Here is a 24,243-nt window from a genome sequence, read left to right as displayed (position 1 = left end):
AAAATGGCACGCATTATTGTTGTAACGTCTGGTAAGGGTGGCGTGGGTAAAACCACTTCTAGCGCAGCCATCGCTTCTGGTCTTGCCCTCAAGGGTAAAAAGACAGCGGTGATCGATTTCGATATCGGCCTGCGTAATCTCGATTTAATCATGGGCTGCGAACGTCGCGTTGTTTATGATTTCGTTAACGTTATTAATGGTGAGGCAACGCTGAACCAAGCGTTGATCAAAGACAAACGTACCGATAACCTGTTTATTCTTCCTGCTTCTCAAACTCGAGATAAAGATGCACTGACTAGAGACGGTGTACAACGTGTGTTCAACGAGATGGGTGAGATGGGTTTCGATTTCATTATCTGTGACTCTCCAGCAGGTATCGAGCAAGGTGCCCTAATGGCGCTTTACTACGCCGATGAAGCGATCGTAACAACCAACCCTGAAGTCTCTTCAGTACGCGATTCAGACCGTATTCTTGGTATTCTTGATTCTAAATCACTTCGCGCTGAGCAAGGTTTAGAGCCAGTGAAGCAGCACCTTCTACTAACTCGCTACAACCCTGGCCGTGTAAACCAAGGTGAAATGCTGAGCGTTCAAGATGTAGAAGAGATCCTGCATATTTCCCTACTTGGTGTTATTCCTGAAAGCCAAGCTGTATTGAATGCATCAAACAAAGGTGTTCCTGTTATTTTTGATGAGAATACAGATGCTGGTATGGCGTACTCAGATACCGTTGACCGCCTACTGGGTGAGCAAGTTGAATTTCGTTTCCTTACTGAGGAGAAGAAAGGACTCTTTAAACGACTATTTGGAGGCTAATAATGTCACTATTGGAATTTTTCCGACCTCAGAAGAAAGCATCAGCAAGCCTAGCGAAAGAGCGTTTACAAATCATCGTGGCGGAACGTCGTAGCAAGATGATCCTGCGCCTTCATACCTACCGCAACTTAAGGAAGACATCCTTAAAGTGATCAGTAAGTACGTGGCGATTGACCCGAACATGGTTGACCTGACGTTTGAGCACAAAGACGATGATATTTCCGTTCTTGAGCTCAACGTGAAGTTGCCAGAAGACGAGAAGTAATTACTTTTCGACTTTGCCTGAGTACCCTCCTCTTCGTCATTCTGAACAGCGAGGAACGAGCGTGATTCAGAATCTGTTACCAGGGCGATCGGATTGTTGAGATATGGCTTTGGCTTGAAAGCGAGCGAGCTGTGAGTAGACTCCTAGTCTCATTTAGATTCTTGCAGTTCGCTAGATTCTCTGGAACGACTCGATGGCTTAGCGTCGTAAGATGAGAACTTCAGGCAAAATACAAATGCGTGTTACAAAAAAAGGTTGGCCTATTTGCCAACCTTTTTCGTTTATCTTGTTTTGAGTAGTGCTTACTTGAGAATCTTATCCATCTTCTCACCGAGCAACTCTAGACGCCAACCTTGCATCACGTCCGGTAGTCTCGCTGGATCACGATCTTTCTTCCAAACCCAACTGATGATTTGGTTAATCTGCTTTTTCGACGCCAAAAACTCGGTCGCTAAGCCAGATTTTTGAGACGCTACTTTCACTACGTCCTTCATGTTCTTGAAGATTTGCTTGTAGCCAGGGTAATCCATCAAACGTTCAATAGTAGCAGGGTACTCATCGGCTGGAGTGAGCTTCGCTTGCTTGACGATAGCCGCTATACGCGCACCATGACGATTGATTGCGCGAATATCAATACCTTCTGCTTCCATCTTCTTGAAACTCGTCAGGCCAAGGCGTGCCACTGTGAGCAAGTCCCCTTCTTTGAAGATAAAGTTCAGCGCAAGATCGCGCTTTAGTGCTTCGCGGTAACGCCAAGTTGCAAGAGGCTTAAGAACGGCTAACTCACGAGGTTTTAGCTGCCAAGCACCTTTAATATCAAGGTAGGCGTTATCTGGGTTAGTATTACGAATACGTTTAGAAACCAGTAGGTCGCTTTCTTGCTGAACGGCTTCCCACCAGCCTGCTTCCGTAACCTTGTCGAACAACTTCTCATAGAGAGGCAGCAAGTAGTGAACATCCGCTGCGGCATAATCAAGCTGCTTTTGTGTTAATGGACGTGCCATCCAATCGGTGCGAGATTCACTCTTATCAAGTTCCACACCAAGGTATTCTTCGACTAGCGTTGCAAAACCAGTTGAAAGCCCGTGGCCAAGAAACGCCGCCATAAGTTGAGTGTCCACCATTGGGAATGGCGTGCAATCAAAGGCATTTTGGAATACTTCTAGATCTTCACCGCATGCGTGTAGAACTTTAAGTACTGAGGTGTCTTTAAGTAACTCAACAAATGAACTCATATCGGTAAGTTCAGTTGGGTCAATTAGGGAAAGTTGCTTGCCATCGAAAAGCTGAATCAAGCCTAGCTGCGGATAGTAAGTCCTTACACGGACAAACTCAGTATCCAACATAACGACATCTGCTTCTCGAGCTAGAGCGCAAACTTGTTCTAGGTCTTTGTTTTTAGTAATAATTTGATAATTCACACGCTTCTCGCTATAAAAAAATGCCAGCAAAACGCTGGCATTCTAACATTAATTATCAATAAATGATTGTTGCACAAAGAAATACGCTTATGCGCTCTTCTTCGCGAGCTCTGCGTCGTTTTCTTCACGCAATACACGACGAAGGATCTTGCCTACGTTGGTCTTAGGTAGATCTTCACGGAACTCAACCAACTTAGGTACTTTGTAGCCAGTTAGGTGTTGGCGACAATGTGCAATGACTTCGTCTTTAGTTAAGCTTGGATCACGTTTAACCACGTAAATCTTCACTAACTCACCAGAAACTTCGTGAGGCTGACCAATAGCAGCGACCTCAAGCACTTTACCGTGCAAAGCAACCACGTCTTCGATCTCGTTCGGGTAAACGTTGAAGCCAGACACAAGAATCATGTCTTTCTTACGGTCGACGATGTGTAGGAAGCCTTCCTCATCAAACTTAACGATATCACCGGTCGATAACCAACCATCTTCGTTGATCACTTCTTTGGTCGCTTCCGGACGCTGCCAGTAGCCCTGCATAACTTGAGGACCACGAACTTGAAGCTCACCGGTTTCAGTGTTTGGTAAACCGTTACCTTCTTCATCAACGATACGTACTTCCGTTGATGGTACAGGCAGACCGATGGAGCCGTTATATTCCACTAGGTCATGCGGGTAAGCCGCCACGAGCGGAGAACATTCTGTTAGGCCGTAACCTTCTAGTAGGTAACATCCTGTTGTTTTCTGCCAACTCTCTGCAACCGCGCGTTGTACTGCCATACCACCACCTACTGCTAGGCGAAGGTTACTGAAATCTAGCTCATGGAAATCTTCGTTGTTTACCAATGCATTAAACAGCGTGTTTACACCGGTAATAGCGGTGAACTGGTGCTTCTGCAGCTCTTTCACAAAACCTGGAATATCACGTGGGTTGGTAATCAGTAGGTTGTTGCCACCCATTTCGATGAATAGTAGACAGTTCACCGTCAGCGCGAATACGTGATAAAGCGGCAACGCCGTCACAACCAGTTCACGCCCCGGAGACAGAACGGGGCCATACGCGCCTTTCGCCTGCATTACGTTAGCGATCATGTTGCGGTGCGTCAGGATTGCGCCTTTCGCTACGCCCGTTGTACCACCAGTGTACTGAAGGAACGCAATATCATCGCCAGACATAAATGGCTTCACGTACTGAAGACGACGACCTTTGTGCAGCGCTTTGCGCATTGAGATTGCACCAGGTAGATCGTACTTAGGTACCATACCTTTCACGTACTTAACTACGAAGTCGACAAGCGTGCCTTTCGCACGTGGCAGCATTTGACCAAGGCTGGTCAGAACTACGTGCTTAACGGGCGTGTTTTCAACGATCTGCTCAAGTGTGTTCGCGAAGTTAGAAACGATAACGATCGCCGTTGCGCCAGCATCGTTTAGCTGATGCTCTAGCTCACGGGGAGTGTAAAGTGGGTTCACGTTCACCGCGATACAACCAGCACGCAAAATACCAAATAGCGCGACAGGGTATTGCAGCAGGTTTGGCATCATAAGAGCAACACGGTCACCCTTTTTCAGCTTCAGTTCGTTTTGTAGGTATGCGGCAAATGCGCGGCTACGCTCTTCCAATTTGCGGAAGGTCATGACCGAGCCCATGTTCATGAATGCCGGTTGGTCTGCGTATTTTTGTACAGACTGCTCGAACATTTCTACCAAAGACTCATATTGCTCTGGATTGATGGTTTCAGGTACGTCACTTGGATAACGTGAAAGCCATGGTTTATCCACGATGTTACTCCTCGTTTATAACTGGCTAAAAAATAGCGTCCTTTTTATTTTGAGCACTATTACAGCACAGCAAACGTGCTTGAGCACGTAACTCTCAAACACTTGTTTAAATTTTGTTAACTACACCAAGAATTCGCTTTGCGACCTCGAGCTTTTGCTCTAAATGACAATGATGCCCACCTGCGACAGAAACCACATTCGGTGGATTTTCTCCCCAATCGACTTGGTTAGACTGTAAATGCTGAAATCCTTTGTCACCTAAAATGATCAGGTGCGGACAGCAGATTTGGCTGGTGATCGCATTCGCGTGATCCTGCGCCATACGATAAAGAGACTCGCATTTTAATTTGGCATCATGTCGCCAAAACCATTGGTTATCGCGACATTCAGTTCCGCGCTCTACGATAGGCATCAACTGCTCGGCGGTCAGGTGATTCGCTTGCATGCGTAGCTTTAACGCCAGATCGAAAGAAGCGATGGCTCGCTCCGGTTTGTTACGTTGACGTTGTCGACTGAGGACACCGTTACGCAGACGTTTAACGCTATTTGAAGGGTTTTCAGCGAGTGGACCCGCCCCTTCAATTTGCACTAATGCTTCGACTTGCTCTGGAAAAACAGCACTATAGCAACTTGCGATTAATGCGCCTAGTGAATGCCCTACTAACACCAGTCTGTTTGGCGATAATTCATCCAATAGTTGGTGTAAATCAGCAATGTAGTCATGAAAAGGATAGTAATTATCGGAGGATTTATGACTGGAGAGACCATGACCAAATAGGTCAATTGCTAACAAGTGAAGCTCCGGCGCTCTCTGGTGAATAGCATTCATCAGAGCCTTAAAACTGCCCGCATTATCCATCCACCCATGAAGAAAAACGACTGAACAAGCAGTCGTTTTTTCGTTTCCGATCTCTAGGGCAGCCATGCTCCCACATGGGAGTTCAAAACGGCGCTCATTAATCACAGACTATTTAACCTTTTTGATCACCTTGCCGTCTTGCGGAAAATCATTTCGCATCATGCGGCAGTTAATGGAGTAACAAGGGTAGAAGTAAGTTGGCGTATCGTACATGCGTACACGCTCTTCAATCTTCCATAAGCGGTAGCCATCGCCTTTCACTACAGGGAAAATGTAAGGGTGCTCACCGATTTTGCCTTGCTCTTCCCCTGCACTTTTACCAACAACAGTAATCAGCCTGCCTTTGCTAAACGATACTGGTTCTAAATATCCATCCATATATACAACAAAGCGGCCAATAGGTTCTTTATCAATATTTGGTTTACCAGTTTTACTAATTGGGAGGTTCACAACTTCCAAACGGGTTTTATCTTTCAAGTTGTCGACTTGAGCAATAACGCCGCCGAGTCTTACGTCTTCCTTAACTTGACCTTGGGATTCTGCGAAGGTTTTGTAATCTGTCATGACTTGTTCTGTTGACGCAGTAAGCTCTTCTGGTAGGGAGCTACACGCGGACAAGCCAATCGTAACAAGAAGGGTAAATAAAATTCGTTTGGATAGGTTCATGTTTCCCCTTTAAAGGTTGTGTTGCAGTTTAGATGTAAATATCGACACCAAGCAATTGAGCGAGTTCCTCTTTTTTCGCTTGGTTCATTACACCCATATATTCTTCCATGGCTTTGCGAGCACGTCCTTCAGGCAAATCATATTGAATTTGAGCCCGATGTATTTGTGATTCATCAACCTGTTTGATGGAGTGCGCGACCGCATTCGCCACCTTTGATGGTTGGCCAACGGGTTGCTTTTGCTGACTTTTCTTTACCTGACTTTTTTTGTTGGTTTTCGTCGTTCGATTTGCACCGGGAACCAACGCAGGAGGTAAACCATTTATCGATGCCATAACGCTCCATCTTTATTTAGGGCGAAGTAAACTTCGCCCTAACTCAATAAGGATTATTCGCGACCTGGTAGCTTCTTCCAAGTCACATTGTCGCGCAGATAAACTGGGCTCGACTCTTCGACTGGGACGGTATTGCCTTTCTCCAGCTCCTGTTTCGCCAAAATAACAATGTCTTGCGAATCAGGGTAAAGTACCTCACCAGCAGTTAGATTCAATCGAAGTTGACCTAACTCATCTTGGTATGCATCCCAACCTGTACCCGCGGTTGTCCATGTATTATCGTCAGCTTGTACTTCTTCGGCTAAACGCGCAGGTGGAATCACGCATTCTGCATCCACTCCTACCCATTCGCCATTCTCTTGACGAGTATAACGAGCCCAATAAACTTCACTCATACGTGCATCAATTGCAACCGCAACATCAGTCGCACCGTGTCGGCGGTAGCTGCCTTGCGCCATGGCTGCAAGTGTTGAAACGCCAATCATTGGTAGGTCTGCACCAAATGCTAAGCCTTGTGCAATACCAATACCGATACGAACACCAGTAAAGCTGCCCGGACCACGACCAAACGCAAGCGCATCCAACTCTTGAAGGGTCAAACCGGCTTCTTTCAGAAGTTCATCTACCATTGGTAGCACTTTCTTGGTGTGATCGCGAGGTGCAACTTCACTACGTGAAATCACTTTATCACCCACTAATAATGCAACAGAACAATTTTCTGTTGCAGTATCGATAGCAAGAATTTTTGCGCTCATTTGACTCTCTATAACTCTGTTCTAAATGTAATTAAGGCCACTCTATGACTGGCTATCTTGTTCGGCTTTTAGGAATGTTTTGATTCGTTCTAGATCTCTTGTTCTTGGGATCGGAGGTAAACTTGCTAAAAAGATCCCACCATAATCTCGTGTGACCAAACGGTTGTCACAAATGATTAATGCACCGTGATCTTTCTGATCTCGAATCAAACGCCCTACCCCTTGTTTTAACGTGATAACGGCGTCCGGAATTTGCACTTCTGCAAATGGCTCACCACCACGTAACCGACAATCTTCAATACGTGCCTTAAGCAATGGATCATCAGGGGCTGTAAACGGTAATTTATCGATGATAACACAGCTCAGTGCATCACCTCTAACATCTATCCCTTCCCAAAATGCACCAGTGGCCACCAGCAGTGCATTACCCAGCTCCATAAACTCGGCTAGGGTCTTCTGTTTACTCATCTCACCTTGCATGAGTACTGGCAAGTCCAGCACTTCACGGAAGCGCTCTCCTAGCTCACGCATCATGCTGTGCGAAGTACATAAGAAGAAACAACGTCCGTCATTCTCTTCAATGACAGGCGCGAGCATTCGCACCAGTTTGTCGGCTAAGCCTGGGCTGTTTGGCTCAGGCAAATAACGAGGTACACATAAACGCGCTTGCTGCTCGTAATCAAACGGAGAAGGCAGGGAAAACTGTTGTTTTGGCTTCAGCCCTAAGCGTTCAGTAAAGTGCTTGAAGTCACCAGAGACAGCAAGGGTTGCTGAGGTAAAAATCCACGCACCTTGTTTGATTTCGATTTGCTCATGGAATTTATCCGCCACCGAAAGCGGTGTAATGTGCAGGGCGAAATGGCGCGGAGAAGTATCGTACCAGTAGGAATAACCGGTGATGTCTACGTCACACACTCTGTCGATCCGACCTTTGATGAGGTTGGCACGCTCAAACGCGGTATCCAGCAATTGGCTTCTACCCAACGCCAGTTTTAGTACGTCGATGGCAAGATCTAGGCTATCAATTAAACGGACCAGTTCACGCTTGATCGATTCCGATTGCAGAGCCTCACGCCAGTTGCCACGAAAACCGGGTTCACCTAATACAATGCGCATGTCCATGGCACTTTGCATCAGTTTATCCCCCACTTTTTGCAGTTGACGCATGTCTTTCGCTTCTGTGCGGTAGGCAATTTCAATGTCTTTGGCAAGCTCTTGGATCTGACGGCTGGAGATCGACTGTCCGAAGTATTCACTGGCGATATCTGGAAGCTGGTGGGCTTCGTCGAAGATGAATACATCTGCCTCAGGGATCAGTTCGCCAAAACCCGTTTCTTTTATCGCAAGATCGGCGAGGAACAGATGGTGGTTTACGACAACGATGTCCGAATCCATCGCACGTTTACGTGCTTTTAAGACGAAACAATCAGTATAGCTCGGACACTCTTTGCCTAAGCAGTTGTCGTTGGTTGAGGTAATGGTTGGGATGATCATGCTGTCTTCAGGCAGATCTTCACAATCTCCTAAATCGCCCGTTTTCGTTTCCGAAGACCAAGAGCGTACCTTGACCAATTGAGTCAGCAGTGTTGGATCTGCTTCGTTGGTGTGGCTTTCGACCATCTGTCGACTTAAGCGATCTAAACAAAGGTAGTTAGAGCGACCTTTTAACAATGCTACTTGACCATAGAATCCCAACGCATTCACCATCAACGGCAGGTCACGATGATATAGCTGCTCTTGTAAGTTCTTAGACCCGGTACTGATGATGACTTTTTTGCCACTCAATAACGCAGGCACAAGGTAAGCGAAGGTTTTACCTGTTCCCGTCCCTGCTTCAACCACCAGCTGAGTTTGGTCTTTGATCGCACTGCTGACGGCTTCTGCCATATCGATTTGGGGCTGACGAGCTTGAAAACCAGGTATAGCTTTACCTAGCGCACCATCAGAGGAAAAGGTTTTTGCGATCATCCACTTTTTGCCTGAGCGAGAAAAATTGCCGAGAGTATACCAAAGAACGGGAAAGGATCACGAGGTGACAAAAGTGCAGAAAGTGAGCCGGGGCGAGCCAATAATAAGACCCGCCCCGGAAGGTGTTTGTGAAGTTATTTACGATTTAAGTAGCGATTTAGCCAAGCTGGTCCTTGGAATGCATCGTCCGATACCATGCTTTCGCCGCTTCGGTAGGAGTGGCTTTATTTTCCCACATTTGACTGAGCACCTGCTCATCAATGCCTTGTTCTCCCACTAGTGCACTTACTCGCTCTTGGTACAGTTTGCGTGCTAGTAGTTCTTTATCCATACGCACCACCTTAGCCTTTTAATTTTGTCTTACGTCAACAAACTTGTGACTGTTTAAATTCACCTAGATAATTTGTTGAAACCATTTTGATAATAGATTATTTATGGAGGTCAAATTGCGGCATAGTTCACCCTATTAGGGCTAAACAATTTTTCGTACGCTAAAAAAAATAAAACATGGAAGTATTCTATTTATGGAAAAGAAAACACTACTTACTCATTGTTCAGACGCCCCAGGCCTGATCTCAAAAATCACCAATATTTGTTATAAGCACCAACTGAATATCGTCCACAATAATGAGTTTGTAGATAATGCCAGTGGTCACTTTTTTATGCGTACCGAGCTAGAAGGCTACTTCAATGATCAGACTTTTCTAGCAGATTTAGACCAAGCACTGCCTCAAGGTGCGAAGCGAAAGCTCATCAGTTCCCGCCGTAAGCGCATCGTTATTTTAGTCACCAAAGAAGCGCATTGTTTAGGCGATATTTTAATGAAGAACTACGACGGAAGTTTGGATGTAGAGATCGCCGCCGTTGTCGGTAACTACGACAAGCTACAAGGCCTTACTGAACGCTTCGATATCCCTTATCACCATGTTACTCACGAAGATCTGAGCCGCGAAGAGCATGAGCAAAAGATGCTCGAAGTTATCGCTCAATACGATGCGGACTTTTTAGTTCTGGCGAAGTACATGCGTGTGCTAACCCCAGCTTTTGTAGAACAGTACCATCACAAGATTATTAATATTCACCACAGTTTCTTGCCCGCTTTCATCGGTGCGAAACCGTACCAACAAGCGTTTGATCGTGGCGTGAAAATCATTGGTGCAACCGCACACTTTGTTACCAATGATCTAGATGAAGGGCCAATTATTAAGCAGGACGTAATTCCTGTCGATCACACCTTCAGCGCACAAGATATGGCACAAGCGGGTCGTGATGTAGAAAAGAACGTGTTGAGCAAAGCACTGAACAAAGTGCTCAATGACCACGTTTTTGTTTACGGTAATAAGACGGTTATTCTTTAAGTTAGCGACTGACTGTTAACTATTAAAAACGCGTAATTAGAGAAGGTATTGCCTTTTCATTACGCGTTTTTTGTATCAGTCGTCGGATGTTTTATGGCAGCGCTTGTAAGAGATTCCCGACTGCGCTCCTTCGTCGCTTTCGGGAATGACGTAATTGCGGTTGGGGCTCAAATCCATTGGGCTACACCACTTAACCAAACACAAACAACTCAAACGCGTCATTCCGACGAGCTTAAGCGAGATCAGGAATCTCATATCCGCGCACTGTCAGCTCCAGTTTGCCCACAAAGCTAACAGCGCACGTAAACCAAATTAAGCCTGCTCAGACTCCACAATACGCTTGAGTGAATGCGGGTGCAGCTTGATACAAATGCCTTGATACTTAAACGCCACGGTTGGGTTATTCAAGCGTTCGCCTTCCCCTTTCGGGCTCGACAATTTGATCTTCACACCAAGCGGTTCCAACTCATCAAAGCGTGCACCAAATGCTGGATAAGTGTGTTTCAAATCAGCTAGAAAGTCGTCTGCAGTTTCGGCATGAGATGGAATCACAAACTCCACATGCTCCCAACTTTCAGTTGGGTAGATTTTGCCTTCCGCAGGGTATGGCAACTCCAAACACTCAATCTTCCAGCCACGGCTTTCCAACGTTTTGTCGAATTCAATAACAATAATCGGGCGACCGTTGATTTTCGCTTGTGAAATCACCTTACCGTATTGATTCCATGCTTCATGCGCGGCTTTCGCTGTTTCAGTATCATTAATACGCAGCGCAATATGGTCAGCTTGAGCAAAGCTCAGATCCAGTTTTAACAGGGATGCAAGCTCTTCAATCTTCGCCATAAATGCATCCAGATCTTGGATCATCAATTCAGGCGCTAAGCGTTTTTCAACTAGTTGAGTCGTCATTGTGGCTCTCTTTTGGGGCGATTTATCTCATTACTCTGAGCGCAATAGTAAACGCAAACCAAGCCACATTTCCATTCAATCGAAAAAGTATAAATTTCCCCAATTCCTCTCTGTATGAAAAGCAATAAAGTTGTTATCATTAGCCCCATTTTTGTGAACTCCAGCAGAACTTGGCACTTACTTCGCCGAGTTCTTCGTCCTTGAATTGAAGGAAACGCGTGTGAATATCCAAGCACTTATTAATGACAAAGTATCTCAGGCTCTAGAAGCCGCTGGCGCACCTGCAGGCAGTCCTGCAGCAGTTCGCCAATCAGCAAAGCCACAATTTGGTGACTACCAAGCAAACGGCGTAATGGGCGTTGCTAAAAAACTGGGTACTAACCCACGAGAATTTGCACAGAAAGTACTGGATGTTCTAGACCTAGACGGTATTGCGAGCAAGACAGAAATCGCTGGTCCTGGTTTCATCAACATTTTCCTAAGCGAAGAGTTCCTTGCGAAGCAAGCAGAAGCAGCACTGGCTGATTCACGCCTTGGCGTTGCTGCAGACGAAGCTCAAACTATCGTTGCTGACTACTCTGCACCAAACGTAGCAAAAGAAATGCACGTTGGTCACCTACGTTCAACCATCATCGGTGATGCGGTAGTACGTACTCTTGAGTTCCTAGGTCACAAAGTGATCCGTGCGAACCACATCGGTGACTGGGGTACTCAGTTCGGTATGCTTATCGCAAACCTTGAGCGTGTACAACAAGAGTCTGGCGAAGTTTCTATGGAACTGGCTGACCTTGAAGGCTTCTACCGTGAGTCTAAGAAACTGTACGACGAAGACGAAGAATTCGCAGTGAAAGCACGTAACTACGTTGTGAAACTGCAAAGCGGCGACGAGTTCTGCGCAGAAATGTGGAAGAAGCTGGTTGACGTAACCATGATCCAAAACCAACGTAACTACGATCGTCTAAACGTATCTCTATCTCGTGATGACGTAATGGGCGAGAGCATGTACAACGACATGCTACCTAAGATCGTAGCAGACCTTAAAGCACAAGGTCTTGCGGTTGAAGATGATGGCGCACAAGTTGTGTTCCTTGAAGAATTCAAGAACAAAGACGGCGAAGCGATGGGCGTTATCGTTCAGAAGCGTGACGGCGGCTTCCTATACACAACAACAGATATCGCATGTGCGAAATACCGTTACGAAGAGCTAGGCGCAGATCGTGTGCTTTACTTCATCGACTCTCGTCAGCACCAGCACCTAATGCAAGCTTGGACTATTGTTCGTAAAGCGGGTTACATCCCAGAATCTGTTTCTCTTGAACACCACGCATTCGGCATGATGCTAGGTAAAGATGGTAAACCATTCAAGACTCGTGCTGGCGGTACGGTTCGTCTTGCAGATCTTCTTGATGAAGCAGAAGTTCGTGCAGCACAGCTGATCGAATCTAAGAACCCAGAACTAGCAGAAGACGAGAAGAAAGCGATCGCTAACACAGTTGCAATGGCAGCGGTTAAGTACGCAGACCTTTCTAAGCACCGTACCACAGACTACGTGTTCGATTGGGACAACATGCTAGCGTTCGAAGGTAACACTGCACCTTACATGCAATACGCTTACACTCGTGTAGCATCTGTATTCGCTAAAGCTGGCGTTTCTATGGATGATCTACAAGGTGAAATTAAGATCACTGACGAGAAAGAAAAAGCGCTTATCGCAAAACTTATGCAATTCGAAGAAGCGGTTCAATCTGTTGCTCGCGAAGGTCAACCGCACATCATGTGTAGCTACCTATTCGAACTAGCAGGTCAGTTCTCTAGCTTCTACGAAGCGTGCCCTATCCTAGTTGCTGAAGACGAAGCTGTGAAACAAAGCCGTCTGAAACTAGCAGCGCTAACGGCGAAGACCATCAAGCAAGGTCTATCTCTACTAGGTATCGATACTCTAGAGCGTATGTAAACGATTCGAGTCTCGAAACAAGTTAGAAAGGTTGGCGTGAAAGCGTCAGCCTTTTTTATTGCTCCGCATATCTCATTTGTGTGAAACCAAGCAATCCCCCAACTAGCGTCGGTAGAAACACGTCACTCCCTACAGTGAGGGACGAACGTGATAGGGAATCTCTCGTTTAGTATTTAAGACCTAGCCACATCCTCTCTCCAACCTTATACTCAACTAAAACAATTAATTGGAAAGAGCATGAGTTTTGAACTGCACCCTCAACTGGCAAAAGACACCACCGTTATCGGTCACTTCCCACTGTGCGTGGCACTTCTACATAAAGACAATGCCGTGCCATGGGTTATCTTGGTACCTAAACGTGCAAACCTAAAAGAGCTTCACCACTTGCCAATGCAAGAACAGCAACAGTTTTTGCTAGAGTCTCAAGCGGTAAGCCAAGCACTGGAAGCAACATTCCGTCCAGACAAGTTAAACCTTGGCGCGCTAGGTAACATGGTGCCACAACTGCACATTCACCATATTGCTCGCTTCGAAGACGATGTGGCATGGCCGGGACCAGTTTGGGGTAACACCAAAGGTGGAATTCGTACAGAAGAAGAGCAAAACGAGTTACTTGGTCGCATTAAGAACGTGCTATCACTGAGCTCTATTTTCCAAAAAGCATAAGCACTGCTAGCGAAAATAATTCATCTTTGAATACAGCTAAAATAGACAGAGAAAGATTAATACCTATTTGTAACAATCTTTCTCATTTTTCTGGGATTATCACTCAAATCAAACTTGTTTAGACTGCTCGCTCAATTAGAGAGGGTCATCATGAAACAAGTCTTCAACACATTCCGACACGTCAGCTGGATTGCCATAATCTGTTCTATGGCTGCTTCGTTCTTGCTTTTTGTTATGGGCGCAGCAAAAACCTATTCGGCATTTGCGGTCTTCATTCTTAATCAAACACCTCCAGAAGCACTCGCACATTTAGATAAAGCAGACATCGCAATCGCTTATTTGATCAAGTCTCTAGATACGTTTCTTGTCGCACTGGTTCTTTTTATCTTTGCTCACGGTATCTTTACTCTGTTTATCTCCAATAAAGTTAAAGCTAAAACACAAGACCAATCCGTTTTGCATTGGATCAGAACACCAAACATTGGTCACCTAAAAAACATCTTAGCTGAAGTCATTATTGTGATTTTGTTTGTGAAGTTCTTGGAGCTCGTACTGATCAATTTCGATAGCTTAGATTGGACAATCTTAACCCTACCAATTTCGATTTTAGTTCTAAGCCTTGGATTAAAGTTTTTAGAACTGGGCTCAACCAAGCACTCTGAAGATCGCTGATTGAATAGACAAAAAGAAAAGCCGCATCATTACTGATGCGGCTTTGTCGGTTTTACGTGAGACTTCTTGCTGCTACATGGTTACTGTTAAAGATAAACCATCTTGCTTAGTTACAGAGTAGCGCACTCGAGTCACGTCATGAGCTTTATTGGTGTCGACTAAGCGGTTAACTTTACCCTTCTTGATCCACACGCTTAACATCGCGTCGGCTCCGTCTTCACTCATCCCAAACTGCTTAGCCAGATCTGACTGGGAGACGGTTCCTTTGTCTGCAATGTATTGATAAAGCTCTTTTAAAATCATGCTACTTGCGCCTCTAATGCACCGTTTTGTTTCTTACCAACTTGTTTGAACACACGGTAGGTGCCAAAGAAGATAGCAACGATCACAGCCATCCAAATACCACTTGTTACTGGGCTATCTGCGAAATGTGTCAACTGGTTGTAGAACGTCGCACATAGATATGCCAAGCCCATTGTCCACACCGCAATAAAACGCGCAAAGTTATGGCCGAACTCACGTACGTATGCACCCATCGCTGCTACACATGGCGTGTAAAGAAGAATAAAGATTAGGTAAGCAAACGCTGCGTTACCAGAAGCAAATTGAGCTTTGATGTTACCAAAGATAGATGCATCTACTTCTTGCTCTTCTGCTACTGCACTTGAATCAGTAAGGTCACCGACTTCAATGCCCAATGGATCTGAGTAGCTCAAACCAGCAAGGTTATCAGGGATACTCATTACCGCTTCTTCTAGGCTGCCCATTAGGTCAAATTCTGCTTCTTCGCCATCACTTGGTGTGGTGTATAGGCTGTTAAGCGTACCTACCACAGCTTCTTTAGCGAAGATCCCCGTAATAATACCAACAGTTGCCGGCCAGTTGTCTTCTTGAACGCCGATTGGCGCAAACACTGGTGTCACGACTTGTGCTGCTTTAGAAAGTACAGAATTTTCACTGTCTTCGTTACCAAAGCTGCCATCTGTACCTAGTGAGTTAAAGAAACTTAGGATTGCCACAACGATTACGATGGTTTTACCCGCCCCCAATACAAAGCGCTTCAGTTTTTGCCACGTTTTGATCACGACGTTTTGTAGTGTTGGAAGCTCGTAATCTGGCATTTCCATAACCAACGTGTCACTGCTACCTGGGTAAAGCGTGTGCTTAAGGAAAAGACCAGTGAAAATCGCAGCCACAATACCAAGTAGGTAAAGTGCAAATACAATGTTCTGACCTGAGCCAGGGAAGAACGCAGCAGCAAATAGCGCGTATACAGGCAAACGAGCACCACATGACATAAATGGAGCCATTGATGCAGCTAGTTTACGTTCACGCTCTTGGTCTAAAGTACGAGTTGCCATGATTGATGGCACGTTACAGCCAAAACCAAGAACAAGTGGTACAAATGCTTTACCCGGTAGGCCGATCTTCTGCATCACTTTATCTAGTACGAATGCTGCACGAGCCATGTAGCCTGAGCTTTCAAGCACAGCTAGGAAAAGGTACAAACACGCGATAACTGGAATGAAAGTCGCGACTGTTTGGATACCACCACCGATACCATCAGCAAGAACAGTTACCAGCCAAACTGGCAAATGACCATCCAATAAGTGGTGACCACCATCAACTAGCAACGCACCAACACCGATATCGAAGAAATCGATGAACGCACTACCAATGTTGATAGAGAACATGAACATTAGGTACATCACAACGAAGAAGAATGGAATGCCCACCCACTTGTTGAGGATGAACTGGTCGAGCTTTTCAGTCACACTACGACTTAGCTTACCTTCGCTACGGCGTACTTTCTTACACTCTTCGTGAAGGTGCGTGTATTTAGTGTCGGCAACGTGCAGGTCAACATCCAGTTCAAGCTCAGTAATAGTGTTTTCAATGCTATTGCGGTCAGCATCTGACATACTGTTAAGAACAAGTGCATCTTTTTCTAGTGCACGAATCGCTAGAGCACGGTTAGAAACGGTTTGATCATTAAAAAGAGCCGAAACGTTGTTGATCGCCGCTTCCATATGCTCGCCGTAGTTCAAAGACATTTCTGTTAGTGCAACACCTTGAACCACAGATTTGTGTAGCTTCTCTTTAAACTCGGCAACTTGTGCTTTGTTTGTCGCAGATAGACTTACTACTGGGCAACCCAGTGTCTTTTCCAGTTCAGCTACATTGATGATTTGGCGTTCACGCTTAAGTGCATCCATCTTGTTCAACACAACAATCATTGGACGGCCAAGTTCACGTAGTTGAAGTGTCATATATAGGCTACGTTCAAGACTGGTTGCATCTACTACGTTGATGATCAAATCTGCTGGGTGAGTCAAAACCGCACGGGATGCGATCGACTCATCAATGCTGTTGCTGTCATTACCACTATCAAGTGAGTAAATACCAGGCAGGTCAGTCAGTGCAAAATCATCACCTGCATGTTTAAACTGACCTGTTTTCTTCTCAACGGTTACACCCGCCCAGTTACCAACCTGCTGTTTAGCACCTGTCAGGCCATTAAAAAGTGTTGTTTTACCGCTGTTTGGGTTACCTACAGTAAGAATTTGATATTGCATTATGCTCGCTCCACTTCAATGTTTTGCGCAATCGCTTCTCGCAATGCAACAGAAACACCACGAACTTCAACTTGCAGAGGGTCGCCCATAGGTGCGCGTCGAATTACTTTTACTAGAGTGTTAGGAAGTAGCCCCATTACCATGAGCTTTTTTCGAACATCTGAGGATAGACCTTCAAGTAATCGAATAGTTACCGTTTCTCCGGGTTTGATCTCTGATAGCTTCATAATGGCCCTTAAGAGTATTGCTAATGATAAATATTATTATTAAGAGTATTCAATGGGGCGATTCTACTCCCCAATACCCTCCTATTCATTGTGTGAAATCAAAGATTTCACGAATCTACCCTGTTTATTCGTCGTCAAGTTCGTTAATTAAAACTCCGTCATTTTCGTCAAAATCAATAAATAAGCCCACAGAAAACAATAACAAATCGATAACAAAAGAAATCCAAAAATCAATTAAACCTTATTTATCAGCAATTTATGGGATAAATTTCAACTTGTCGCATTTCTCACATAAAGGTGTCGTTATTTTTATAAGAAAAATAAGTAAGGTCTCGTATAGTTAACCCATCGAGAGGCAACAGCCACTCAAAAGAATTCCAGAGGTGGCATGGCAACATGTCACTCCGGCAGCAAGCGAAGGTGTCATTGACACCCGTGGTATAGTCCCCCCCCGGCTATACCACGATATTTTTTTTCTTCTCTTTCTTTATTGCTTCTTAAGTAACCTCCACTAACCTCTTAAACCTCTACTACTAGTCAATAGTCGTTGTTACCCTTATTACCTATCGCTCTTACATACCACCCCATTGATTTTGAACTAGTTAACTAAACCCCTGTGTATTGTTTTCAGGCGACATCTCGTATCTCGTATCTCGTATCTCGTATCTCGTATCTCGTAGAAATTAAAGCGGATATCCAACAAACCAACATTTAGTTTGCTTTGTTCTATAAGCAGCTCGCACGACAAGCGTAAAAAAGCCCAGCGCTACGGCTGGGCTAAGTCATATCGAATTAAGAGCTATAGGCTTGTTTGGCTCTCTTGAGTCGTTGCGAACTTGGACGGTGGCAGTCCAAAATGCAGTCTAAACTTCTGACTAAAATAAGAAGGGTCATTAAAGCCACAATTAAACGCGACCTCGCTAATTTTCTCACCAGCTAAGAGCTGCTCGCATGCTGTTTCTAAGCGAACTTCGGTAAGATAATCTTTAAAAGTACGAGATGACGCTGATTTAAAACGTCGTTGTAAGCTTCTTTCTGACATAAACAGCAATTTTGCAGCAGAGGCAGTACCAAACTCAGCGTCGGAGAAATTGTCACTCACTAGCTGATAAACTTTGTTGAGCCACTCTTGTTCTGGTGACATCTTAACTGGCTCTTGCCTAGTCGGCTCTAACACGTCATCGAAGCTATTCATCATTACATGCTCGAGTTGTTCATCCGTGAAATGAACTTTCGGCCACGTAATGTCGAACTTATTCTGCGTATCAGAGCTTATAATCGATAACTTCCCTCCACTAGCTTCAACCAACGTTGATAACTGCTCAATACTCAGATCCACTTGGTTCATTGATATTGGCTTACCAAACGTCAGTTTAGAAGGGAGTTGATTACCAAAATCCAACATGGTTAAAGTGATATGCTGCTCGTCTTCCCCGATTGAAACCCTGACGGACTGACCTCGATAGGAACGTTTAATAATATTGGCGAAAACTGTATTAAAGATCACATCAAGATTAAAGCTTTCCAGTACAACTCTGCTGTGGCTTTCAACATCCTGAAACTCTAGCTCTAAGCCTGCTTTTTTAAAGTCTTCCCGCCACACGTCAATCACTGAACTGGTAATTTGATTCAAATCATAACTCTGAGCATTCCCAGTGTTCTCTACCGGTACTACTTTTAATTCATTAAGCTGCCAATATGCTTTCTTCAAATGATCTTGTGTCGATTCATCGCAATCATCAGGAACAAACTTAGCAAAGACGTCAATACTTGTTTTTATGGAGCTTGCCACGTGATCAACGAGCAGGTTTCTCACTTGAATTTGCTTACGTAGTTGCTGATTACTAGAGAGTAATACCCGACTTTGATGACGAAGCTGGTTAGTTTTTAATGTTACCTGCGCCGCCAACTCTTTATTATGTTGAAGGACATAACGTGACCGCCAGTAACCAGCTCCAAACACGAACAGCAGCGTCATAACAAAACTAAAAATAGCAAATGACGTACGATACCAAGGTTCTAATACCGTAAATTGAAACTCAGCCCCCACCTGACCGCGTATAACTTGCTCACCGCTGCTAACTTGAAGTGTGTAGTGACCAGAACTCAGATGCTCTAAGTTCAATTGTCCGCCTTCTAGCACTTGCCACTCATCATAGGTATTGAGTCTAAAGTGAAGTACTTGGGTATTCGGTTTTGGCATCACACCGAATAAAAAGCTCACCGAAGACCCATACGGAATATAAGTGTCATTAAGCTCCCCACCGCCAACTTGAATCACACCACTTTCCGAGGACACCCGGCTAATAATCACTTTGGATTCAGGAGATTTAGACACAAGCAGGGTTGTGGAGTCAGCCTTAACCAAACCATATTTTGAGCCAAACACTAATGTTTTATGGTTACTCTCAGGATGAGAAAGCTGATTACAAACCCCTGAGGTAAATTCATTGTTGATCAACCCAGAAGCTGAAGAGTAGTGTTTGACTAATTCACCAGATAATCGGTAATAACTTAAACCTACGGATGATGAAAGCCAGACACCTTCAGAGTCAGCTAACATGCAGGCCGGACGAGCATTATCAATCCGCAACGCCATGGATACTTGTTCATTACTACGTAGCTGAGTTTTGAATACGCCATACGCCGAAGCAAACCAATATGCCCCATCGGTTGATTCGACAATATCTAGTACCTCTCCATAACTTGCCGAAAAGTGATTAAATCGTATTTTTTCGCCATCATACTGATAATAACCATGGTCAGTACCAATAATCAGTTCAGAGCTAGAAGCAAATAATCGGGTTATTTTCGCAGGAAGATATTTTGCAACGAGCCAATCATCGCCTAAGTTACGTAGCAACTGCTTACTAGGGTCGATGTAGAAAAGGCTTTTTCCACGGGCAAGCCAGATTTTTCCTTCATCTGTATTAATAATGTGCTCTATTGGCGCTCCCGCTAATGCCCTCAGATATGGAAGCTCAACCCATTGTTGTGTATATAAGTCATAAACTTGAAGGCCATCATTGGTAGCAATCCAAATCTGCTTCTCTCTTATAGCAAACTGTGTAATCTCGTTCTGAGCTTGAATGATGAGTTTGGTACTATCATTACTGCGCAGATACACATTCCGACCACTTGATAACCACAGCTGATCCTTTGGCCCTGTGTAGGTTTGCGTAATTTTGTTGAGATCAGCAATTCGATGCCCACCATCGAAAGTCATTCGCTCAAATTTTTTGCTAAACATCGAGTAATATCGAATACCACGATTTGTCGCAACCCACATACCGCCCATGTTGTCATTAAGCAATGAGTAGATTTTACTTTGACTCAAATCGAGCTCTTGGAAACTGGCAGCGGTTACCTTAGAGGTCTCACCGGATAAGAACGAATGAACGAAGAGCCCATGCTCTGTACCTATCCAATACTCTTGATTCGTTTCTGCTATTGCCAATACATGCGAATCGCCAATTCTTACAATCGGTTGCTCTGCATTTTCTAGGCTGAACACTAGCGCCCCTTTTAGGGAACCAATGACGATCTCACGCCTTGAGGCTGAATAATAAACTTTTTCAATGAAGTGCTTTTTAGAAGCGACAACATGATTAAATCGCTTCCCTTCAGATAAGTACGCCCCTGAGTTCGTTGCTAATACCCAGCGCGTTTTTACGAAAATAGCGTCATTGATGTAAACATGGCTGTTGTTGCTATGTTGATACAACTGAAGCAATGAGTACGCCTCGAGCTTATTTTGAGCGACATGGTAAGTGTAAAACTGCGAACCATCACTAACCCAGATATAGTCACCTGATGCACCAATTTTTCTAATTTGAGCACCTGGATTCAAACTAAAAATTAACTTTCGTTCTTGATTTGGCTTGGTTCTATAGACTTCGTTATTGAAAAATGTCCAAAACGCCCCATCAATATAAGCAACTTGATCTACAGAAAAATCTAGCAAACTACCTGACTTGGGCTGAAGGTTACTACCATCATAAAAAAGCACTCGGCCATGCACGTCATGAATCCACAAGCCGCCCTGCTCTCCAGAAAAAAGGTGTTGGGCAGCAATGAACGTACCCTTTATCTGAGTCGGTAATGGGTAGAAGATTGCACTGGCACTATCAAGCGCAAGTACTGGAAAGGAAAGCAAAATACCCAACCATAGCTGGGTGATAGTACGGAGCAAGTCGAAACCCTTAATAACATAATATTGCGCTTCATATGCCTTTCAACAATCCATGGTCAGGCTTAAAGTATCGTTATTTCGAAGCGCTAATTATGCTAATAATATATCAATTCCCGTGCGATAAAAGTTTCGACTCACGATTGCTGTCAAATCTTACTGCTGGATCACGTTAAAAACAGATTCGATGCAGACAAGCACAACACAATTGTTACTTTTCGCTCAAACATTGACTAAAACTGTTCGACATACTGTGAAGAAACTCAAAGTAACTCCCTGAGCTAACTTCAATATCAGTGCCTAACGGGTCAAGTACTCCCGCTTTCACATCATTGCCTCGCATGACACTTTCTATCACAGCTGGTGTAAATTGAGGTTCAGAGAAAACACACGCCACATCACCCGTGCTCAACGTCTTACGAATTTGAATCAGTGTTTTTGCGCCAGGTTTGCGATCAGGAGATACGGTAAAGTGCCCCATTTGATTCAGTGCATAACGCTCTTCGAAGTATCCGTAAGCATCATGAAATACAAAATAACCTTTGTCTTTTACTGGTGTGAGTTGCTGTTTAATTTCTGCATCAGTTGCTTTCAACTGAATTTCAAACTTGTTTAAATTTTCCGCATAAGTTGCAGCATGTTCAGGGTCAACTTCAGCTAACTTGCTAGCAATAGCTTTCGCAACCTGTTGAACAGTTTCAATGCCTAACCAGAAGTGCGGGTCATGAGTGCCATGGTTATGGCCGTCATGGTCGTGATCATGTTCACTACCAAACTCTCGCAATGACAAACCAGGAATTTGACTAATCGTTAGCTTATTTCCTTTGTCTGTGACTACCTTCTCGAGAAATGGCTCAAGGTCATGGCCAAACCAAATAACGAGATCGGAAGAAGCTACTTTCTTCACATCTGATGGACGAAGCGCATAGTCATGAGGTGACGCATTTGATTGCAGCAAAACGTCTGGCGATGTAACGCCTTCCGTCAGTTCTGTGGCGATCATTTGAATTGGCTTAATACTGGTTAACACCGTTACTGCATGAACAGGCACTGTCAATAATGTAGAAACGGCAAGAATGATGGCTCTTTTCATAGTTTTTCTTGGGGTATGGCGTGGAAAGTGAGATAATGTTACATTATAACATTATTGAATTGCAAATGAGTTTCATTCATGTCTTCACTAGTCCGTCTTGAGCAGTTATGCGTCGAATTTGACGAACGCAGAGTTCTCGATAATATCACTATGGAATTAGAAAAGGGCAAGATCACCACCCTAATTGGTCCCAATGGAGCGGGAAAATCGACGTTAGTTAAAGTCATTTTAGGTCTCCAAAAGCCAACTAGTGGCAAGCTAATTAGACAACGTAAACTGAAAATTGGCTACGTACCTCAAAAGCTGAAACTCAATGACTCGTTACCACTGACTGTTATCCGCTTCTTAAACTTAGCAGGAAAATACAGTAAGCAAGAATGTCTCGATGCATTAAAGCTTGTCGGTGCTGAACACCTCATCGCAAGCAACATGCACCGTCTTTCTGGTGGTGAGAATCAACGTGTACTGCTTGCCCGTGCGCTCCTGCAGCGCCCAGAGTTATTAGTGCTGGATGAGCCAGCTCAAGGTGTCGACGTACAAGGTCAAATCGACTTATATGATCTGATAGAGAGCATTCGCCATCGCTTTGATTGTGGCGTATTTATGGTTTCGCACGACCTGCATTTAGTCATGGCAAAAACTGATGATGTAATTTGCTTACATCACCATGTGTGCTGTTCAGGTTCACCAGCAACCATTACTCAACACCCTTCTTATATTGCGTTATTTGGTAACGCCGCTCGTGAGTCTTTAGCGTTTTACCATCACGACCATGAACACCATCATCACGACTTGGCTGGATCACCAGTGACGGGTGACGCGACATCTTGTTCAAACCATTCTCACGGACACCATCATCATGATTGAGTTTTTATTGCCTTCAATTCTGGCCGGTATTGGTATCGCTATCATCGCAGGCCCACTTGGCTCATTCGTGGTATGGCGCAAAATGGCTTACTTCGGTGATACGCTTGCACATGCGTCTTTGATGGGGTTAGCACTTGGCTTCCTACTAGATATAAATCTATACCTTGCACTGCTTGTTTGCTGTCTCGCTTTAGCGGTACTGCTAGTGACACTTCAAAAGCAACAGCTTGTCGCAACAGATACTTTGCTGGGCATCTTAGCGCACAGTGCTCTATCTATCGGTTTAGTATCGGTGAGTTTCTTAGACAACGTTCGTGTCGACCTAATGAGCTACTTGTTTGGTGACCTATTGGCGGTATCACCTCAAGATCTGATGTTCATCTATGCTGGTGTTGTCGCAGTCAGCGCTTGTTTGTATCTGTTCTGGCGCCCATTGCTATCCAGCACAGTAAGCGAAGAGCTTGCTGCTGTTGAAGGAGTGAACACCGATTTAGTGCGTCTAGTACTGATGCTTATGGTAGGTGTAGTGATTGCAGTCGGAATGAAATTTGTTGGTGCATTGATCATGACCTCGCTATTGATCATCCCAGCCGCAACTGCGCGTAAAGTTTCTTCTTCGCCAGAACAAATGGCACTGTTTGCTTCGATTATCGGTTCGATCGCTGTGCTGATGGGTCTGAGCCTGTCTTGGCATCTCGATACTCCAGCTGGCCCTTCCGTTGTGATTAGCGCGACGACCCTGTTTATGCTTAGCCAACTGATTAGGCGCAAAGCATAATCGCACTGAGTGTTAGAAAAAACCATGCTTGAGACGCGAATCAAGATGGACCAGAAATAGAAAAGCCTGCGAAATCGCAGGCTTTTTAATG

At 44.6% G+C, this 24,243-nt stretch carries 20 protein-coding genes and 2 pseudogenes; 8 read left to right on the top strand and 14 right to left on the bottom strand.

Translation table 11 applies throughout. The annotated features are described in order from the left end of the window. The first annotated feature begins 3 nt into the window (after positions 1-3). Both minD and minE read left to right on the top strand, forming a co-directional pair. Positions 4-816, top strand: a complete 813-nt coding sequence (gene minD, locus B853_RS04185; protein WP_010446885.1) for a septum site-determining protein MinD — start codon at positions 4-6, stop codon at positions 814-816. Between the two features lie 2 nt (positions 817-818). Continuing rightward, a pseudogene (gene minE, locus B853_RS04180) lies at positions 819-1,081 on the top strand (cell division topological specificity factor MinE). A 302-nt stretch (positions 1,082-1,383) separates the two neighbouring features. Here minE and rnd read toward each other — a convergent pair. The 8 genes and pseudogenes from rnd to B853_RS04140 all read right to left on the bottom strand — a co-directional run bounded on the left by rnd (position 1,384) and on the right by B853_RS04140 (position 9,194). Continuing rightward, positions 1,384-2,502, bottom strand: coding sequence for a ribonuclease D (gene rnd / locus B853_RS04175; RefSeq protein WP_029560939.1), 1,119 nt, complete (start codon positions 2,500-2,502; stop codon positions 1,384-1,386). Between the two features lie 87 nt (positions 2,503-2,589). Beyond that, positions 2,590-4,281, bottom strand: coding sequence for a long-chain-fatty-acid--CoA ligase FadD (gene fadD, locus B853_RS04170; protein ID WP_038884822.1), 1,692 nt, complete (start codon positions 4,279-4,281; stop codon positions 2,590-2,592). Between the two features lie 106 nt (positions 4,282-4,387). Beyond that, positions 4,388-5,242, bottom strand: a complete 855-nt coding sequence (locus B853_RS04165) for an alpha/beta fold hydrolase (protein WP_038884836.1) — start codon at positions 5,240-5,242, stop codon at positions 4,388-4,390. A 6-nt stretch (positions 5,243-5,248) separates the two neighbouring features. Continuing rightward, positions 5,249-5,806: a Slp family lipoprotein gene (locus tag B853_RS04160; protein WP_010446875.1), complete on the bottom strand. Its 558-nt coding sequence runs from the start codon at positions 5,804-5,806 to the stop codon at positions 5,249-5,251. A gap of 28 nt (positions 5,807-5,834) precedes the next feature. Next, a complete protein-coding gene (locus B853_RS04155; RefSeq protein WP_010446873.1) occupies positions 5,835-6,140 on the bottom strand; it encodes a hypothetical protein in 306 nt (101 codons plus the stop codon). 53 nt (positions 6,141-6,193) lie between these two features. Then, a complete protein-coding gene (tsaB, locus tag B853_RS04150) occupies positions 6,194-6,895 on the bottom strand; it encodes a tRNA (adenosine(37)-N6)-threonylcarbamoyltransferase complex dimerization subunit type 1 TsaB (RefSeq protein ID WP_038884824.1) in 702 nt (233 codons plus the stop codon). A 42-nt stretch (positions 6,896-6,937) separates the two neighbouring features. Next, complete coding sequence (gene yoaA / locus B853_RS04145) at positions 6,938-8,863, bottom strand: DNA repair helicase YoaA (protein WP_038884827.1); 1,926 nt, start codon at positions 8,861-8,863, stop codon at positions 6,938-6,940. Between the two features lie 134 nt (positions 8,864-8,997). After that, positions 8,998-9,194 (bottom strand): annotated as a pseudogene (locus tag B853_RS04140) (hypothetical protein). Positions 9,195-9,387: 193 nt separating this feature from the next. On the opposite strand from B853_RS04140, the gene purU reads away from it, so the two are divergent. Next, the gene (gene purU / locus B853_RS04135; protein WP_038884829.1) at positions 9,388-10,221 is read left to right on the top strand and encodes a formyltetrahydrofolate deformylase; all 834 of its coding nucleotides are present in this window, start codon (positions 9,388-9,390) and stop codon (positions 10,219-10,221) included. Between the two features lie 312 nt (positions 10,222-10,533). Here the strand turns inward: purU and B853_RS04125 are convergent, their stop codons facing one another. Then, positions 10,534-11,130 carry a VOC family protein gene (locus B853_RS04125; RefSeq protein ID WP_038884830.1) on the bottom strand — a complete coding sequence of 199 codons (597 nt, stop codon included), beginning with the start codon at positions 11,128-11,130 and terminating at the stop codon, positions 10,534-10,536. A gap of 220 nt (positions 11,131-11,350) precedes the next feature. Here B853_RS04125 and argS point away from each other — a divergent pair, with 220 nt between their 5' ends. From argS to B853_RS04105, 3 genes are all read left to right on the top strand, one after another. Continuing rightward, complete coding sequence (gene argS, locus B853_RS04115; protein ID WP_010446861.1) at positions 11,351-13,084, top strand: arginine--tRNA ligase; 1,734 nt, start codon at positions 11,351-11,353, stop codon at positions 13,082-13,084. 237 nt (positions 13,085-13,321) lie between these two features. Next, positions 13,322-13,750, top strand: a complete 429-nt coding sequence (locus B853_RS04110) for an HIT family protein (RefSeq protein ID WP_128826802.1) — start codon at positions 13,322-13,324, stop codon at positions 13,748-13,750. Between the two features lie 150 nt (positions 13,751-13,900). Further along, positions 13,901-14,422: a YqhA family protein gene (locus B853_RS04105; RefSeq protein WP_038884832.1), complete on the top strand. Its 522-nt coding sequence runs from the start codon at positions 13,901-13,903 to the stop codon at positions 14,420-14,422. A gap of 72 nt (positions 14,423-14,494) precedes the next feature. Here B853_RS04105 and B853_RS04100 read toward each other — a convergent pair whose 3' ends face one another. From B853_RS04100 to znuA, 5 genes are all read right to left on the bottom strand, one after another. After that, positions 14,495-14,725 carry a FeoC-like transcriptional regulator gene (locus B853_RS04100; protein WP_010446855.1) on the bottom strand — a complete coding sequence of 77 codons (231 nt, stop codon included), beginning with the start codon at positions 14,723-14,725 and terminating at the stop codon, positions 14,495-14,497. Continuing rightward, on the bottom strand, positions 14,722-16,998 hold the full coding sequence (gene feoB, locus B853_RS04095) for a Fe(2+) transporter permease subunit FeoB (RefSeq protein ID WP_038884833.1): 2,277 nt from the start codon (positions 16,996-16,998) through the stop codon (positions 14,722-14,724). Before feoB ends, B853_RS04100 begins: the two co-directional genes overlap by 4 nt. After that, positions 16,998-17,225 (bottom strand): FeoA family protein, encoded by a 228-nt coding sequence (locus tag B853_RS04090; RefSeq protein ID WP_010446851.1) that lies wholly within the window; start codon positions 17,223-17,225, stop codon positions 16,998-17,000. Before B853_RS04090 ends, feoB begins: the two co-directional genes overlap by 1 nt. A gap of 799 nt (positions 17,226-18,024) precedes the next feature. Next, positions 18,025-21,417, bottom strand: coding sequence for an AraC family transcriptional regulator (locus B853_RS04085; protein WP_038885281.1), 3,393 nt, complete (start codon positions 21,415-21,417; stop codon positions 18,025-18,027). A gap of 208 nt (positions 21,418-21,625) precedes the next feature. After that, a complete protein-coding gene (gene znuA / locus B853_RS04080) occupies positions 21,626-22,507 on the bottom strand; it encodes a zinc ABC transporter substrate-binding protein ZnuA (protein ID WP_038885282.1) in 882 nt (293 codons plus the stop codon). Positions 22,508-22,585: 78 nt separating this feature from the next. Between znuA and znuC the strand changes: the two genes are divergently transcribed. Further along, positions 22,586-23,374 carry a zinc ABC transporter ATP-binding protein ZnuC gene (gene znuC, locus B853_RS04075; protein ID WP_010446843.1) on the top strand — a complete coding sequence of 263 codons (789 nt, stop codon included), beginning with the start codon at positions 22,586-22,588 and terminating at the stop codon, positions 23,372-23,374. Continuing rightward, a complete protein-coding gene (znuB, locus tag B853_RS04070; protein ID WP_038885283.1) occupies positions 23,367-24,152 on the top strand; it encodes a zinc ABC transporter permease subunit ZnuB in 786 nt (261 codons plus the stop codon). The genes znuC and znuB overlap by 8 nt, the downstream gene beginning before the upstream one ends. Positions 24,153-24,243 lie beyond the last annotated feature (91 nt).

The organism is Vibrio rotiferianus CAIM 577 = LMG 21460, from assembly GCF_002741985.1.
Lineage (GTDB): Bacteria > Pseudomonadota > Gammaproteobacteria > Enterobacterales > Vibrionaceae > Vibrio > Vibrio rotiferianus.
This window is presented reverse-complemented; position numbering and strand designations above follow the sequence as displayed.